The organism is Pseudarthrobacter niigatensis, assembly GCF_030812615.1.
In the GTDB taxonomy this organism is placed as follows: domain Bacteria; phylum Actinomycetota; class Actinomycetes; order Actinomycetales; family Micrococcaceae; genus Arthrobacter; species Arthrobacter niigatensis.
In genome coordinates this window covers 63,993-80,289 of the sequence record NZ_JAUSTB010000009.1, presented here as the reverse complement: position 1 = coordinate 80,289, position 16,297 = coordinate 63,993, and the positions used below count along the sequence as shown (strand labels likewise).

Here is a 16,297-nt window from a genome sequence, read left to right as displayed (position 1 = left end):
AGTTTATGGGGCGGGATAATGGTGGCATGGCCAAAACCCCTGCCCAGCGGATCAAGAAGCACGGCGCCAACGCGGCGGTGCCGCAACATCACCTGCCACCGGTGGTCAACCCCACCACTGCGCGCACGCCGGAAAAGGCGCAGGGCAACAGCAACCTGATCGTCATTGCCGGCGTGGTGGCCAGCCTGTTCCTGTTCTGGTACCTGCACCTGCTGACCCTGTCCCAGCTCACGCAGCTCTCCCAGGAAATGGCCATGCCTGATTCGTTGGTTGGTGGTTTTGACCCCGGCTACATCGGCCGGCTGCAGGGGGTCATGAACAGCGACGCCCTGGGCCAGCTGAACTATGTCCACAAGACCGCGGGCACCCTCTTCCCGCTGATCTTCGGGTTCACCTGGCTGCTGCTCATTGGGACCAACGTGGCGCGGAAGGCGGTGCGCTGGGCGCTCTGGGCTTTGCCCATGCTGTTCGTCGTGGTGCGGCTGTGGGGCAACGTGGCCATCGACGCCATGATGGGCACGGAAGGTCCCGACGCCGGCCAGGTGGCCCTGGCATCCGGCCTCACCATTGCAGGCTGGGTCCTTCTGGTGCTGAGCCTCCTGGCCGGGGCCGCGGCGGTGTTCCTCAACAGCAGGAAGAGGAAAGAGCCCTAAACGGCAGTTGCCTTTGCGGCAGCTGCCTCCGCCCGCCGCTGCATCCGGTGCCGATGCACCCGCTGGGCGATGACCAGCCCCGCTGCGGCCATCCCCACCGTGACCGGATAACCCATCAGCCGCTCCAAAGTGCCAGGCTCGGGAACCCCCATGCGGGTCAGTCCACCCGTGGCCGTGGCCGCCAGCGACACGCCTCCGCACACCAGCAGGAACCACGCCATCCCGGTCTTCCGAAGCCACAGGACGCCCAGCACCAGCAATGCCAGCCCGCCGGAGATGAAATATGTGATGGCGCCGGCGTAGTGCCAGGGTGAGCCCGTATCCTCCGGGACCAGCCCCACCACCACGGTTCCCGCGCCGGCGGCTCCGGTGAGCAGCCGGACTGCGGAGGCCGCAAGCCAGGGCTCCCGGCGCCGCCAGTCCACCCGCGTGCCAGGCCGCGCGGCCACGCGCAGCAGGCCCGAGGTCAGCAGTACCGCCCCCACCAGCAGCCCCAGGCCCTGGACCACGAACGAGGCATTCATGAGCCAGTTCAGGGGCGAGCAGACATCCCGTCCGGAATAGATGCCGCAGTGGAGCGCCCCCAGGTCGCTGATGTACCCCGTCCGCAGGTCGTACGGGCGGGGTCCCGCCCACGCCATGGCCACGGCAGCCTCGGCGGCGAAATACTGCAGCACGCTCAACACCGCCCACGCCCCGATGTACTGCCGGGTGGACGCCACGTTCGGGGTGACGGCAGTGGCGGGAGTGGCAGTGGGTGCTGGACTCATGCCTTGAGCGTAGTACGGCCCGGCACCTTGTATGCTTGTAACCGTGTCCGGACGGACCGGCCCCGCCGGCCCCCGGGTGCGCGCCCTCGTAGCTCAGTGGATAGAGCACGGCTCTCCTAAAGCCGGTGTCGTTGGTTCGATTCCAATCGAGGGCACTTGAACTCTCCTTCCCCGGAGCCAAGCCTCCGCGCCTACCTCCTGGGCCGCCGCCCAACAAGCCAGCCGGGGCAGCCGGGCCGCTGGCTGGTGGAGCGGGACCTGCTGGACAGGTCGGACGGCACCCGCGGGACCTTTTCCGGCGTCGCGATTTTCACCCCCACGGACGACGGCGGCCTGGCCCTTCGCGAGGAAGGCACCATGCGGTGGCCTACTTTCACGGGCCCCGCCTCCCGCGAGTACGTCCTGAAACCCCTGCCGCAGCCCGATGCGCTGGACGTATTCTTTCCCGACGGCAGGCCGTTCCACCGCATGGGCTTCGCCCCCGGTACCAGCCAGGACAGCCACTGGTGCGATCCCGACACCTACCGTGTTTCCTACACACGCCAGGGCCCGGACGCCTTCAGTTACAGCTGGGACGTGACCGGTCCCCGCAAGGATTTGCTGCTCGTCTCGCGCCTGGCAAGGATCACCGTATGAAGGATCGGATCGTGGTCTCCGCTGTCTGCGTGTTTGACGACGCCGGGCGCCTCCTGACCGTTCGGAAGCGCGGGACCGGCATGTTCATGCATCCCGGAGGCAAGCCGGAGCCGGGCGAAACCGCTGTGCAGGCGGCTGCGAGGGAACTCGCCGAGGAGGTCGGGATCGTGGTCCGACCGCAGGAGCTTGAACTGATGGGGGTGTGGATCGCCGACGCCGCGAACGAGGCCGCCACCGACATCGAAGCTACCGTCTTCATCGCCCCGGGCACATGGCAGGCCACGCCCGCCGCTGAAATCGCGGAGATCCGCTGGCTGGACATCAGCGCTCCGGCGGGCGCGGCCCTCCCCCACGACCTCGCGCCGCTGCTGACTGAGCACATCCTGCCCCTGCTGGCGGCGCGGGCAGTCTGAGAACCAGCGGGAGACGAGGAACCGCTAGAATTCGGGGACCGACTCCTGCGCCACAGCCGTGGCCTCGGCAAACTGTGTCCGGTACAGCTCGGCGTAGCGGCCGTCCGCCGCCAGCAGTTCGGTGTGGGTTCCCCGTTCCACGATTTGGCCGCCTTCCACCACCAGGATGGCGTCCGCCGCGCGCACGGTGGAGAGCCGGTGCGCAATCACGACGGCGGTCCGGCCCTCGAGCGCGGCGCCCAGGGCTGCCTGCACAGCGGCTTCGTTCGTGGAGTCCAGTGCAGCAGTGGCCTCATCGAGGATGACGACCCGGGGTTGGGCGATCAGGAGCCGGGCGATGGTCAGGCGCTGGCGTTCGCCGCCGGAAAGCCGGTACCCGCGCTCGCCCACCACGGTCTCCAGGCCGTCCGGCAGGGACCTGATCATGGTCTCGAGGCGTGCCTGGCGCAGGACGTCCCACATGTCTTCGTCCGTGGCGTCGGGCCGGGCCAGCCGGAGGTTGGAGGCGATGGTTTCGTGGAACAGGTGGCCGTCCTGGGTGACCATGCCCAGGGTATCCCGCAGCGAATCGAAGGTGGCGTCCCGGACGTCCAGCCCCGTCCCCGGCGCGGTGCCGCCAAGACGCACGGCGCCCGAATCGACGTCGTAAAGGCGCGACAGCAACTGGGCGATGGTGGACTTTCCGGCCCCGGAGGAGCCCACCAGGGCCACGGTCTGTCCTGGTTCCACCCGGAAGCTGACGCCGTGCAGCACTTCCTCGCCGCCCCGGGTGTCAAGGGTGGAGACTTCCTCCAGGGAGGCCAGGGAGACCTTGTCCGCCGAGGGGTAGGCGAAGCGGACGTTGTCGAACTCCACGGACACGGGCCCGGCCGGAACGGGCACGGCGTCCGGTTTCTGCTGGATGAGCGGCTTCAGGTCCAGGATCTCAAAGACCCGTTCAAAACTGACCAGTGCGCTCATGACTTCAACGCGGGCGTTGGACAGCGCCGTGAGCGGGGCATAGAGCCGCGTCAGCAGCAGCGCCAGGACCACTACGTCCCCGGGCGCGAGCTGGCCGCCCAGGGCGAGCCAGCCGCCCAGTCCGTAGACCAGCGCGAGCGCGAGCGCTGACACCAGCGTCAGGGCCGTGACGAACGTGAACTGCAGCATGGCCATGCGGACGCCGATATCGCGGACGCGTCCCGCGCGGGCGGCGAACTCGCGGGATTCCTCATCCGGGCGGCCGAACAGCTTCACCAGTGTGGCGCCGGGCGCGGAGAACCGCTCCGTCATCTGGGTGCCCATGGCGGCGTTGTGCGCAGCGGCTTCGCGGCGCAGGTCCGCCAGTTTGGAGCCCATGCGGCGGGCCGGGATCAGGAAGATCGGCAGCAGCACCATGGCGAGCACGGTGACCAGCCAGGACTTGTTGAGCATCACGACCAGGGTCAGGGCCAGAGCCACGGAGTTGCTCACCACGCCGGAGAGCGTGCCGGCAAAGGCGGACTGCGCCCCGATGACGTCGTTGTTGAGGCGGCTGACCAATGCTCCTGTCCGGGTGCGGGTGAAGAAGGCAATGGGCATGCGCTGCACGTGGTCGAACACCCGGGTGCGCAGGTCCACGATGACGCCTTCGCCGATGGTCGAGGACAGCCAGCGGGTCAGCAGCCCCACCCCGGCTTCGCCCACGGCCACGATGGCGATCAGCACGGCCAGCCAGATCACGGTGCCGGCATCCGTCTTGGCGATGATGGCGTCAACCACCTGGCCGGCGAGCACCGGGGTGGCGACGGCCAGGAAGGCCGCTGCGATGGAGGAGAGCACGAAGGCGATGAGCTTGCCCTTGTGCGGAGCGGCGAAGGCCAGCACCCGCTTCAGGGTCTCCTTGGAGAACGGCTTGGAGCCGCTCTTGGCGGTGCTGATGTTGTAGAGCGAGCTCCACGCAACGCGGTCCATGCTCATGGTTATTTCTCCTGGCTTGCAGTGTGGTGGAGCTCCTGGACCGTGCCGTTTTCCAGGTGCCACCGGTAGTCGAGTCGGACATTTTCGAGCAGCCGGCGGTCATGGGTGACCAGCAGCAGCGCTCCGTCGTAGCTTTCAAGGGCCTCTTCCAGCTGCTCGATGGCGGGCAGGTCGAGGTGGTTGGTGGGTTCGTCAAGCACCAGCAGGTTCACGCCGCGCGCCTGGAGCAGGGCCAGGGCTGCCCGCGTCCGCTCCCCCGGCGAGAGGGAATCCACGGTCCGCGACGTGTGGTCCGCCTTGAGGCCGAACTTGGCCAGAAGGGTGCGGACGTCGGCGCTGTTCCAGTCGGCCAGTACGGCTTCGACGGCGTCGCCCAGCGGCTGGGCACCGTCAAGCAGGCCGCGGGCCTGGTCGATTTCGCCGACGGCGACGGTGGCACCCAGGGAGGCGTCGCCGTCGTCCGGTGCCTGGGTTCCCAGCAGGAGGCGCAGCAGGGTGGACTTCCCGGCGCCGTTCGGGCCCGTGATCCCGATCCGCTCACCGCCATTGAGCTGGAGGTTTACGGGTCCCAGTGTGAAGCTGCCCTGGCGTGCCACGGCGTTGCGCAGGGTGGCGACGACGGCGCTGGAGCGCGGCGCCTGCCCAATGCTGAACTGCAGCTGCCATTCCTTCCGGGGCTCCTCCACCACGTCCAGCCTGGCGATGCGTGATTCCATCTGCCGGACTTTTTGGGCCTGTTTCTCGGAGGACTCGGTGCTCGCGGCGCGCCGGATCTTGTCGTTGTCAGGGTTCTTCTTCATGGCGTTCCGGACGCCCTGCGAACTCCACTCACGCTGGGTCCGGGCCCGGGATACCAGGTCTGCCTTGGTGGCGGCGAAGTCCTCGTACTTCTCGCGGGCGTGCCGCCGCGCCACGGCGCGCTCCTCGAGGAAGGCGTCGTAGCCGCCGTCGTAGACTGCCACGCTGTTCTGGGCCAGGTCCAGCTCAACCACGCGCGTCACACAGCGGGCCAGGAACTCACGGTCATGGCTGACCAGCACCACCCCGCCGCGCAATCCCGTCACAAAGTTTTCGAGCGTGGCCAGCCCGGCGAGGTCCAGGTCATTCGTGGGCTCGTCCAGCAGCACCACGTCGAAACGGCTCAGCAGCAGGGCTGCGAGCGCCACCCGCGCCGCCTGGCCGCCGGAAAGCCCGGTCATCAGCGCTTCGGGACCAGCGTCCAGGCCCAGCTCCGCAAGCACGGCAGGGATGCGGTCATCCAGGTCGGCGGCGCCGGAGGCCATCCAGCGGTCAAAGGCCCGGGCGTACGCATCATCTGCCCCGGGGGCACCGGAGCCAAGGCCCTCGGCGGTGGACTCCATCTCGTGGGTGGCTTCGGCGCAGCCGGTCCGGCGGGCGATGTACCCTGCCACCGTTTCGCCTGGAACACGTTCGTGTTCCTGGGGCAGCCAGCCGACGAAGGCATCGGCCGGGGCAAGGCTGACGGAGCCTTCCTGCGGTTGGTCAACACCGGCCAGGAGGCGCAGCAGCGTGGACTTCCCGGCGCCGTTGGCGCCCACGACCCCGACGACGTCGCCGGGGGCTACGGTCAGGGAGAGCCCGGAAAAAAGGGTGCGGTGGCCGTGGCCGCCGGAAATGTCCTTGGCGACAAGCGTTGCAGTCATGGTGGTCCTTTCGCCGCTGCCCGGACAGCCGTTGACGGCCGGCAGAGGCGGCACAAACAGGCCGCGGCGCCGCTGGGGCTGCAGGACATAGAAGAACCCGCTGGTCCGGACTTGGGGGGTGTACGGACCAACGGGCTCGACCATCAACTATAGACGACTGTGGGCCGCGGACAAAATCAGCGGCACGGAGCGTCCGGCGGGGCACGGTAAAATCGTCAGCACCACCCGTTCTGCAGAGAGCCGTCCATGACCCTTTCCGCCAAGGCGTTCCAGCGCTGGCTGCAAGGCATCGCACCGGATGCCAGCACTGCCGACGTCTGCCGGGTCTCAGGAATCAAGCGGACCACCCTCGCCCAGCAGCTGGTCCGGGGCAAGGTCTCCGTCACCACCGTGGTCAGCATCAGCCGGGCCTACAAGATCAACCCGGTATCCGCGCTGGCCGGGTTCGATGCCTACAGTGCCCTGGCAGGCCCACCGCGTCCGCCCACCAGGAACGAACTGGTAAGCCAGATTTCCAGCGCTGACCTTCTCCGGGCGCTCCTCTCGCGGCCGGCCATGGACGCCCCCCGCGGAGCAGCCGCCCCTGCCCTCAGCCCGGCCCCGCACGCGACCTCCGTAAAGAACTGGGTGGATGCCATTGACGACGGCGAGGTCCGGCACCGCGTGTCCGCCGCCACCGGGGTGGCCCCGCAAAACTACTCCGCGCAGTTGACCGCCAACCGGCTGTCGCCCGAGCTCGCCATGGCCACCGCAGCTGCCGCGGGGGTTGGACCGGCCGGCGGACTGGTCGCTACGGGAATCATCACAGAGGAGGAGGCGGGCTGGCCCCCTGGAGCCCGGCAGGCTGCCCTGGCCAGCCTCTCTGACGGAGAACTCACCGTGCTTGCCGGGGACAGGCTCCAGGCACTGGGCAAAGTATTGCGCCGCCAGGAGCAGGACCAGGCGCAGACAGAAAAGATTTGGGAGAACCTGGGATGATCGAGACCCTTCAATGGACCACGCTGGCCGTCTGCGCATTCGTTGCAGCGGCCCGCATTCCCAGCACCCTCCGCGGTGAGAACCGGTCGCTGTTCGGCATCTTTGCCATGATGACCCTGGCCATCCTGTTGAGCATCCAGGGCCCCTATCTGGTGATCGACCAGGCGCTGGGGGGAATCAACCTGGCCAACCTGCTGCTCCGGTTCGTGATCTTCGCCGCCATCTATTTCATGGGCATCCGCATTTCCCGTGGGTTTGGTGCAAAGGACGCCTACCGGCTCATCACCGGCCGGACAGGAATGGCAGTCCTCGCCGTCATATCCGCGGTCGCCGTGACACTGTTCTTCCTGATGGACACCAGCGGTTCCGCCGCGGGACTTACGGGCGTAGTGGGCACCGACCCCTGGAACTCCGCGCTGCTCGAATATTACGGGGCTGCCGGCCGCGCGTACCCCGCCTTTGTTGCGCTCGCCCTGCTCCCGGCCATGGTCCGCGCCGTATCGAGTCGGCTACCCGCCCTAATCCGGGCTGCCGCCGCCCTGCTGGCCCTTGGCGCCGTGGCGACGGGGCTGACCTTGTCGTTCCCTCTGATCCCGCCGGCCCTCGGCCACATTGAGTTCATCATCAACTACACGGCGGTGCTGTGCTTCGTAGTTGGCCTGGCCCTAATTTGGGCCGCCCGGGTGGTAAATGGACGAAGCGGGGCCCGCCAAAAGACATCTACCGAAACGTAACCTGCACCCGCTTTCACAAAATCATTAGAGTGTGACACAATCATGAATGTGTGAAGGCGGGGCTGTCCCAGTGTTTTCGAACGGGGATAAATTCCAAAACGCCGGCAGCTCCGGGGGCCTTTGCACACATTGGGGGGATGAGTGGTGGCGGATCGTTGGGGACCGCCCCCACTCAGCCTGTTTAAGGCCCCCAACCTGCCTCCAGCCCGGGCAAGGAACTCCTACTTCCGGGCAAACCTCAACGTGACGAGCTGGAAAGGCCGGAGCTGAAGCACGGCCCGGTTGTCGCAGGGCTCGACCCCGGGGGCTTCGGCAGGTCGCTCCAGAAGGTCCGTGGGCACAACCTCCCGCACCGGGAAGTTTGCCGTAATGTTCCCCGCCGAACGCTGTCCCAGTGACTCATACAGCCGGACCACTACGTCGCCGGAACCGTCCTGCGCCAGTTTCACGGCTTCGATGACCAGGGCAGGATTGCTGACGGAGAAAAGCGGCTCCACTCCGTGGGCGCCGGTGACCAGCCGGGGTGCCAGGTTTGTCCGGTACCCTTCCTGGACGGCATCGGCAATGCCGGCACCCGGGCGGATGGCCACGGTCAACTCGTGACGTCCCCGGTCTGCGTCGGGGTCGGGGAACTTGGGCGCCCGCAGCAGGGACAGCCGCACCGTGGTGGTGGTTCCGCCGTCGGACTCCCTGATGCTCCTTCCCACGTCATGGCCGTAAGTGGATGAGTTGGACACGGCGACGCCGTAGCCGGGTTCACCCACATGGATCCACCGGTGGGCGCAGATTTCGAACTTTGCTGCCTCCCACGACGTGTTGGTGTGCGTGGGCCGGAAGACGTGGCCGAACTGCGTTTCGGCAGCCGACCGGTCCGCCCGCACATCCAGTGCGAAGCCGAGCTTCAGCAGCTTTTCGCGTTCCTGCCAGTCCACGGAGGTGGTGATCTCCAGGGACGCACTGCCGGGGGCAAGCGTGATGCGCTGGGTCAGCGGCGAGGTCCCGGCCAATCGCTCCACCACCACGACGGCACTGCCGCCTCCGCCGTCAAGCCGGACCGATTCTGCGTGGACCAGTGGGGTGACGTTGCGCCGGTAGAACTCATCGATGTCCCATGCGTCCCATTCGTTGGGGGTGTCACGGTGCAGTTCGAGCAGGTTGCCGCGCTGGCCGGGGGCGATCGCTTCGCGGCCGCTGGCATGGTCGCGCAGGGAGGAAAGCAGCCCGTCCGCATCCACCACGGCCCGGATAACACCATTGTCCAGGACGTAGCCGCCGTCATGCGGTGTGGCCCGTACTGGTTCCGGGCTCAACGCCGGTTCGGCCGCCCCCAGCGCGGGGACCCCGTCCCTGGGATGCGGTGCGGCGTTCAACACCAACTGGCGGCTGCCGGTGCCCAGCATCGCGGCGGCGGCGCGGCTGATCAACGCCTCAAGGGCGCTCTCGACAGCCTGGTAATTCCGCTCGGCGTCCTGGTGGACCCAGGCAATGGAGCTGCCGGGAAGGATGTCGTGGAACTGCTGGAGCAGCACCAGTTGCCAGAGTCGCTGAAGCTCGGCGCCCGGATAGTCGTAGGCACCGCCGCCGCGGACGGCAGCCGTGGCGCACCACAATTCGGCTTCGCGCAGGAGGTGCTCGCTGCGCCGGTTGCCCTTCTTTGTCTGTGCCTGGCTGGTGTAGGTGCCGCGGTGGAGTTCCAGGTACATCTCGCCCACCCAGACCGGAAGTGCGGAGTAGTCTTCCTCGGCCTGCTGGAAGAAGCTTTCCGCGGATCCGACCCGGACCTTTGGAGAGCCTTCCAGGTCCGCCGTGCGTGCAGCTGCGGCGAGCATTTCGCGGGTGGGCCCGCCGCCGCCGTCGCCGTACCCGAACGGGACCAGCGATACGGTGCCGCGGCCATGGTCCCGATAGTTGCGCTCGGCGTGCGCCAGGTCCCTGGCGCTGAGATCCGAGTTGTAGGTGTCCACCGGCGGGAAGTGGGTAAACAGCCGGGTGCCGTCGATCCCCTCCCAGTTGAAAGTGTGGTGGGGCATCCTGTTGGTCTGGTTCCAGGAAATCTTCTGCGTGAGGAACCAGCGGCTGCCGGCGGACTTCACGATCTGGGGAAGGGCAGCGCTGTAGCCGAACGAATCCGGGAGCCACGCTTCCCGGCACTCAATGCCAAACTCGGCAAGGAAGAAGCCCTTGCCCTCCACGAACTGCCGGGCCATGGCTTCGCCGCCGGGCATGTTGGTGTCCGATTCCACCCACATGCCGCCGACCGGGACGAATTGCCCCGCGCGTACCTTTTCCCGGATCCGGCTGAAGAGGTCCGGGTACAGCTCCTTGATCCAGGCGAGCTGCTGCGCAGAGGAGCAGGAGAAGACAAAATTCGGGTCTTCATCCATCAGGGCCACCACGTTGGAGAAGGTCCGGGCGCATTTGCGGATGGTTTCACGGACCGGCCAGAGCCAGGCGGAGTCGATGTGGGCGTGCCCGGTGGCAACCAGTTGGTGGGCGGAGGCGTAGGCGGGCCTGGTCAGGACGTCGGCGAGCGCCCGGCGCCCGGCTGCCGCGGTCCCGGCAACGTCCTCCGGGTCCATCACGTCCATCATGTGTTCGAGGGCGCGGAGGATCTCGTGGCGGCGCGGGAGCTCCAGGGGAAGCTGCTCCATGAGGCCGGCGAGGGTCCAGACGTCCTGCTGGAGTTCCCACACGGTCTGGTTCAGCTCGGCGATGGCGATGGTTCCCAGCCGGTACTGCGGGGCGTCTCCTGCGGTCGCCTTGTCCCCCAAAGGGGTAGCGGCAAAGGTCCAGCCCTGCGCCATGTCCGGGTTGGCGGCCGCCTCCACGTAAAAGTCCACGGCCATGCCGCTGCCCAGCAGCTTGAGCGGGATGTACTGGTTGCGGGGTGAGATGGCCTTGATGATGCTGCCATCCGACCGCCAGGCGATTCCCTCGCACTGGAACCCGGGGGCTTCGGTGGTGAATCCCAGGTCCACCACCACCTCCACGGCGGTGTCAGGGCTGCCGCCCCAGGATTCGGGCACTTCCCCCTGCAGCCGCAGCCAGGTGGTGCCCCACGGCCGTCCCCAGGAGGCGCCGTGCTCCTGCGGCTGGAAGTCCTGCCGCATCGCTTCAAGCGCCGGGACCGGCTCACCGGGCACTTCCCAGCTGCTCAGGGTAAGCGGGACCGTCCTGCTGTAAACGGCAGGGGCAATGCGCTCCCGCACAAACCTCGCCAGGCGGACTTCCGTGATCCTGCGGTCGTCATGCAATATAGGTCCTCTTTAGGCTGGAGACTGGATCATCGAGTCCATTCGATGGACAAATCTACCTGTTGGCGGCACTGCGTCCAACCCCCTGGGCTGGTGGTGTGGGACGGGCCAAGGCGTTACCCGCGCTAAGGCCTTGGCACGGCGGGCTGGGGCCCGAGGACCCTGGAGTTCCCGGCGTAGATATTGAAACTGCTGCCCCGACTGAAGCCTGCCAGGGTCAGCCCGTTGGCCTCTGCCAGTTCCACGGCAAGGCTCGATGGCGCACTCACGGCGGCCAGTACGGGGATTCCGGCAAGCGAGGCTTTCTGTACCAGTTCGAAGGACGCCCGGCCGGACACCTGGAGGACAGTCCCCGCCAACGGCAGGAGGCCTTCACGCAGTGCCCAGCCCACCACTTTGTCCACGGCGTTGTGGCGCCCTACGTCCTCGCGCAGGCACAGGAGCCGGGGGACGCCGTCGTCGTCGATCCTGAACAGGCCCGCCGCGTGTACGCCGCCGGTATCGTCGAAGACGCGCTGGGACTCCCGCAACAGGCCGGGCAGGGAGGCCAGGACCCTGGCATCCACGGTCAGCGGGTCCGGCTGGGGACTGTGGTGCGAGGACTTCTGGACGGCCTCGATGGAATCCGTTCCGCAGATGCCGCAGGAGCTGGACGTGTAGACCCGGCGGCCCGTGTCCGGGAGCGGGACGTCCGGCCGCAGCTGGGCCTCCACCACGTTGAACGTCTGGACGCCGTTTTCGTCCTCGCCGGCGCAGAACCGGAGCGACACCAGCTGCTCTGGGGCCCAGATGACGCCCTCGGACACCAGGAAGCCGGCCACCAGGTCGAAGTCATCGCCGGGGGTGCGCATGGTTACGGAATAGGACAGGCCGCCGAGCCGGATTTCCAGCGGTTCCTCCACGGCGAGGACGTCTTCACGGTGGCGGACCGGGTACTCCAGGGCACTCGGGGAACCATCCAGGACATACTTGTGCACCTTCCGGCGCTGGGTTACCCGTCCCATATTCCACCCTGCTTGTTCATTACTCCATCATGGCACCAACAAAGCCTGCCCTGTCCCAGGTAGCGCCTTCCGGGGGCACCGGCCCTGACGTGCGTCAGCCCAGGAGCGCACTCCAGTCGACGGGTCCGCTGGCTGCCGGTTTGGCCTTGGGCTGGCCCGTGCGGGCGCCCGTTCGGGGCTTGGCCTTGGCATCACTTTCACCGGGCCGCGGGATGGGCGCCCCCCACGGCAGCGCAAAGGCAGGCACCAGCTCACCCAGCTGCACCCCGTGCGGCGGCACCACCAGTACGCCGTCCGCGGCTGCCAGCCCACGCATCATGCCGGGCCCCGTGTGCTGCGCCGGGGATGCCATGCCATACAGCAGCCGGAAGGGCATCAGCCGGGTACGGCCGGGGTCGGGCTCGATCATCGTTCCGCACGGCACGTCTTCCACCGGCGGCATGGGATGGTGCCCCAGGGCAGCCAGCAACGGGGCACCCACGGTGGAGAGGGCCATCATTGCCGCCAGCGGGTTGCCGGGAAGTCCCAGGACAAAACGGCCGTCGGGAAGTTCGGCGAGGACCGCGGGGTGTCCCGGCCGCATTGCCACGCCGTCGATGATGAGCCGGCCGCCGAGTTCGGCCACTGCCCGGCGGAGGTGGTCCGTTCCGGAGCGTCCGGTACCCCCGGTGGTGATGACGACGTCGGCAGGCAGGTCCGGCGCGCCGGGCACCTCTGGCAGCACGTCTTCGAGCGCCGCCAGCCATTCGGTGTACGAGTCGCCGATCCGCTGCTGGCCGGCGGCGATGCCGCCCAGCATTGCCACGACGTCAGGCAGCTGCGGGCCGAAGGTATCGCGTACCTGGCCGGGGGCGGGCGTGCCCTGGTCCACCACCTCTGATCCGGTCAGGACCAGGCGGACCACGGGCTTACCCTGGACCGGGACTTCGTCGTAGCCTGCCAGGGCGGCAAGGGCCAAGTGTGCGGGGTTGAGCGATACCCCGGCCTTGACCAGGATGTCCCCTTCGAGGGCTTCCTCCCCGGCTTTCCGGATGTGCTCTCCCGCGCGGGGCTCGCCCGGACGCGCCTTGCCGCCGGTCATCAGGACGGGCAGCCCCTCGTCATCCTGCCCCAGGACCGCGTTCTCGCTGCGAAGCACCGCCTTTGCACCGGGCGGGATGAGGCCACCGGTGGCAATGGGGCTGGCCTGGTGCGGCGCCAGCCGGCTACCGGCCTCCACCGGGATCCACGGGCCGCTTCCATTGACTGCCCAGCCGTCCATGGCTGAGGAGGCGTAATGGGGCATGTCCTGGAGGGCAACGATGTCCCGGTCGAGCTTGCGGCCAAGGGCTATCCGCAGGGCAACGGGGCCTGGCGGAATGGGGGTTGCTGCATCGAAGGCAGCCTGCCGGGCTTCCTGCCAGGTGTGCGCTGCCTGGTGATGGTCAGCAGGCGTGTGTTCAGTTTCGCCCCTGCGCGCCTGCGGCTCCGCTCCCGGCGGCGCGTCAGGACCGTGATGGGGTTCTGCGGTCATTCGCCGGGAGTCCCGGCGGCTTCAGCGTCGTAGTCGGCCGCCAGCGAACGGGCCACGGCCAGTGCCGCGTCCATCGATGCCGCATCCATCTCCCTGCCGGGTGCGGCAGCCAGTCCGGCGGCGAAGCCTGCGATGAAGGTAGTCAGCGGTGCGGCGGGCCGCACAACAGAGTGGGCGGCCACGCCTGCAAGCGCCAGCACGGCGTTGATATCCACCTGAACGTCCTCAAGTTTGTACGCCTGGAGGAGCGCCCTGCACCACTCTTCCAGTGTCTCGTCCTGGCTTTTCACGACTTGCCTCCCACGTTGTCTCCGGCTGTGCGCCGGACTTTCCCATGCGTGCTGGTTCCCGGCGGCAACACCCAGCGCGGCAGCATCGTCCCAGGTATCCACATCGGCGGTGGACCCGGCGGGGACTGTGACAAGCTGCACGTCCAGACTAGCAAGGAGCGCCCTGACCGAGCCGTTGACCAGGGCGTTGCGTGAAGCCAGGTCAGCGCAGGACCTTTTTAACCCAGCCGTGCTGTAGAAACCTGCCAACGGCTGGGTCCTGCCGTCCTCGGAACGGGCCACCACCCCACCTGGGCGGACGCCGGGATCGGACTGCAGCAATGCGTCCCGCAGCACTGCCACCGCCTGGGCGGCCAACGGCATGTCGCAGGCCAGCACCAGGGAGTAGGGGGCCCCTCCCCCGTTCCTCGCCAGGGTATCCAGGCCTGCGGCAATCGCAGCCGCCGGACCAGCAAAGGGCGGCTCCTCCCGGCATGCAAGCAGGTTGGCAGGGCGGACCGACAGTGGCAGCGGGTGGCCCTCCCCGGATTCACCCGGCAGGACTCCCGCATCGCCGACAACCACGGTCAGCCGGGCACCGGCCGCCGCGGCAACGGCGCGCTCCAGAAGGGTTTGGCCGTGGAAAACCAACGACTGCTTGGGCACGCCGCCCAGGCGCGATGATCGTCCCCCGGCAAGGATCAGGGCATCAAAAGCCACGCTGTTCTTGTGCACTTCCCCAGCCTAGCGACCGGCACCCTTTCCGGCGCCGGGAGGCGCCGGGAAACTGTCAGGCAGCGCGCTCCGGCAGCAGGAACGGATCCCATGCGGGGGTCGGCTTCTCCAGTTCCTTGATCTGCCAGATCGTCCCGTGCGGCGGCTCGGGAACAAACCGAAGGGTCCACCCCATCTCGGCGGGAGTGTGGTCGCCCTTGACGTTGTTGCACCGCAGGCAGGCGGCCACCAGGTTCTCCCACGAATCGGCACCTCCACGCGACTTTGGGTGAACGTGGTCGATTGTGTGCGCAGCCTTGCCGCAGTAGGCACATTTGTGACCGTCCCGCCGGAGTACGCCCCTGCGGCTGACGGCCGTTGAGTGGTTGTACCTGGGCCGGATGTAACGGTTGAGGAGGATCACGGACGGGCGGCCCAGGACGTCGGTGGGCCCCACCACCGGGTCGTCCCCTTCGGCCACGACGCTTGCCTTGCCCGTGAGCACAAGCACCAGCGCCCGGCGGAAAGTGATAACCGCCAGCGGTTCATATCCAGCATTCAGAACGAGAGTGCGCATGCACTTACCTCTTCACGGCCGCACCCGTCAGGGGCACGAGGGCCGGCTGCCCTCGGCATGTCCGGGCTATGGATCGACATCACAAGAGTAAACAAAGAAGTGCAGAATCAGGTAATCGCCGCCCCGGAGGCCCCTTCCGTCACCATGCCAGGGAAAAGGCGGGGACGCCGGCGGCAAAGCCCTTAAGCGCAAAGGACCCCCGCCTTGCTGGCGGGGGTCCTCTGGCAAGCAGCACGCGGGCCGGCGTTGGTTAAGGCCGGCACAGGAATGCCTAACGTACGCGGATGGCTACCGGTCCGGAGCCAACATTGGCGCTGAAGACCACGGTGTCGTTGCCATTGAAGCCGCCGTGGACGGCCATGCCGTTACCGGCGTAAACGGCAATGTGGGCCATGCCGCCGCCACCGTCGGCGTAGTACAGCAGGTCGCCGGGCTGGGCCTGGGACATGGGCACGGTGTCACCCAGCGACAGGTAGCCTGCCGGCCAGTCGTGGAAATGGATGCCGACGGCAGCCAGTGCGTTGGTCACCAGCATGGTGCAGTCCTGGTGCACGCCGAGCTGGGCGTATGCGGCGGAAAGGATGGCTGCTCCCTTCCCGCTTGCGGAAACCTGGGCGGCGGGAGCAGCCGGAGCAGCGGCGGTAACAACCTTGGCCGTGACCTTGGCAGCAGCAACAGGCTGCGCCACAGGCGCGGGAGCAGCTTCCTGCACCTGGACCTGGGGCTCGGGCTCGACGACGGGAGCCGGCGTGGTGGTGACAGCAGGCTTCTCGTAGCTGATGGCAATGGTGGAAGCCGCGGAAATCGGGGCGTCGACGGCCGATTCAACTTCGAGCTGGGACGCCGGAGCGGAATCGCGCTTGACGTTGGCGTCGGCAGCGTTCGCTGCGAGCCCGCTGGTCAGGACCAGGCCGGAAGCCGCGGCGATAACAGCAGCCTGGCGGCCCATGCCACCGGCGTTGTCGCTGACAGCTTTGGCAATGATGGCGATCGAGTTGGTTTTGGTGACCTCGGCGCGGTGCCGTGCGGTAGCACGAGTCGTCATGAGTTCTCTCTTTCGTTTTTCCTTCGGACCGCGTGTAGGCAGGCAAAGGGGGCTGGACGCGCCGGCATCTTGGGGGTAAGCCGGCGCATCCCGAACGGGGATCTGGTTTCTAGCGGAAGAGCTGTGGGCAAAGAA

At 67.7% G+C, this 16,297-nt stretch carries 14 protein-coding genes and 1 tRNA gene; 6 read left to right on the top strand and 9 right to left on the bottom strand.

The features are described 5' to 3' along the window. The first annotated feature begins 26 nt into the window (after positions 1-26). Complete coding sequence (locus J2T23_RS13905) at positions 27-653, top strand: hypothetical protein (RefSeq protein ID WP_141158022.1); 627 nt, start codon at positions 27-29, stop codon at positions 651-653. Here J2T23_RS13905 and J2T23_RS13900 read toward each other — a convergent pair. After that, positions 650-1,423 carry a DUF998 domain-containing protein gene (locus J2T23_RS13900; protein WP_141158023.1) on the bottom strand — a complete coding sequence of 258 codons (774 nt, stop codon included), beginning with the start codon at positions 1,421-1,423 and terminating at the stop codon, positions 650-652. The two genes, J2T23_RS13905 and J2T23_RS13900, sit on opposite strands and share 4 nt — an antisense overlap. 82 nt (positions 1,424-1,505) lie before the next feature. Here J2T23_RS13900 and J2T23_RS13895 point away from each other — a divergent pair. From J2T23_RS13895 to J2T23_RS13885, 3 genes are all read left to right on the top strand, one after another. Next, positions 1,506-1,578 (top strand) — tRNA-Arg (locus J2T23_RS13895). Position 1,579: 1 nt separating this feature from the next. Beyond that, a complete protein-coding gene (locus J2T23_RS13890) occupies positions 1,580-2,059 on the top strand; it encodes a DUF6314 family protein (RefSeq protein ID WP_307360824.1) in 480 nt (159 codons plus the stop codon). Beyond that, on the top strand, positions 2,056-2,472 hold the full coding sequence (locus tag J2T23_RS13885) for an NUDIX hydrolase (protein WP_141180826.1): 417 nt from the start codon (positions 2,056-2,058) through the stop codon (positions 2,470-2,472). The genes J2T23_RS13890 and J2T23_RS13885 overlap by 4 nt, the downstream gene beginning before the upstream one ends. Positions 2,473-2,496: 24 nt before the next feature. On the opposite strand, the gene J2T23_RS13880 is transcribed toward J2T23_RS13885, so the two are convergent. Continuing rightward, positions 2,497-4,410, bottom strand: coding sequence for an ABC transporter ATP-binding protein (locus J2T23_RS13880; RefSeq protein WP_307360821.1), 1,914 nt, complete (start codon positions 4,408-4,410; stop codon positions 2,497-2,499). Positions 4,411-4,412: 2 nt separating this feature from the next. Next, the gene (locus tag J2T23_RS13875) at positions 4,413-6,074 is read right to left on the bottom strand and encodes an ABC-F family ATP-binding cassette domain-containing protein (protein WP_141180824.1); all 1,662 of its coding nucleotides are present in this window, start codon (positions 6,072-6,074) and stop codon (positions 4,413-4,415) included. Between the two features lie 246 nt (positions 6,075-6,320). On the opposite strand from J2T23_RS13875, the gene J2T23_RS13870 reads away from it, so the two are divergent. Both J2T23_RS13870 and J2T23_RS13865 read left to right on the top strand, forming a co-directional pair. Then, entirely contained in the window at positions 6,321-7,052 is a 732-nt protein-coding gene (locus tag J2T23_RS13870) for a hypothetical protein (protein WP_307360818.1), read from the top strand. After that, the gene (locus J2T23_RS13865) at positions 7,049-7,786 is read left to right on the top strand and encodes a hypothetical protein (protein WP_141180823.1); all 738 of its coding nucleotides are present in this window, start codon (positions 7,049-7,051) and stop codon (positions 7,784-7,786) included. The genes J2T23_RS13870 and J2T23_RS13865 overlap by 4 nt, the downstream gene beginning before the upstream one ends. A 221-nt stretch (positions 7,787-8,007) precedes the next feature. Here J2T23_RS13865 and J2T23_RS13860 read toward each other — a convergent pair whose 3' ends face one another. The 6 genes from J2T23_RS13860 to J2T23_RS13835 form a co-directional block, all read right to left on the bottom strand. Continuing rightward, a complete protein-coding gene (locus J2T23_RS13860; protein ID WP_307360815.1) occupies positions 8,008-11,040 on the bottom strand; it encodes an alpha-mannosidase in 3,033 nt (1,010 codons plus the stop codon). Positions 11,041-11,165: 125 nt separating this feature from the next. Then, the gene (fdhD, locus tag J2T23_RS13855; RefSeq protein WP_307360813.1) at positions 11,166-12,044 is read right to left on the bottom strand and encodes a formate dehydrogenase accessory sulfurtransferase FdhD; all 879 of its coding nucleotides are present in this window, start codon (positions 12,042-12,044) and stop codon (positions 11,166-11,168) included. A gap of 94 nt (positions 12,045-12,138) precedes the next feature. Next, positions 12,139-13,557 (bottom strand): molybdopterin molybdotransferase MoeA, encoded by a 1,419-nt coding sequence (locus J2T23_RS13850; RefSeq protein WP_307360811.1) that lies wholly within the window; start codon positions 13,555-13,557, stop codon positions 12,139-12,141. Further along, entirely contained in the window at positions 13,554-14,561 is a 1,008-nt protein-coding gene (locus J2T23_RS13845) for an NTP transferase domain-containing protein (protein WP_307360809.1), read from the bottom strand. Before J2T23_RS13845 ends, J2T23_RS13850 begins: the two co-directional genes overlap by 4 nt. A 55-nt stretch (positions 14,562-14,616) precedes the next feature. Further along, entirely contained in the window at positions 14,617-15,117 is a 501-nt protein-coding gene (locus J2T23_RS13840; protein ID WP_056331149.1) for an HNH endonuclease, read from the bottom strand. Between the two features lie 271 nt (positions 15,118-15,388). Further along, on the bottom strand, positions 15,389-16,162 hold the full coding sequence (locus tag J2T23_RS13835; protein ID WP_307360806.1) for an NlpC/P60 family protein: 774 nt from the start codon (positions 16,160-16,162) through the stop codon (positions 15,389-15,391). Between the last annotated feature and the right edge of the window lie 135 nt (positions 16,163-16,297).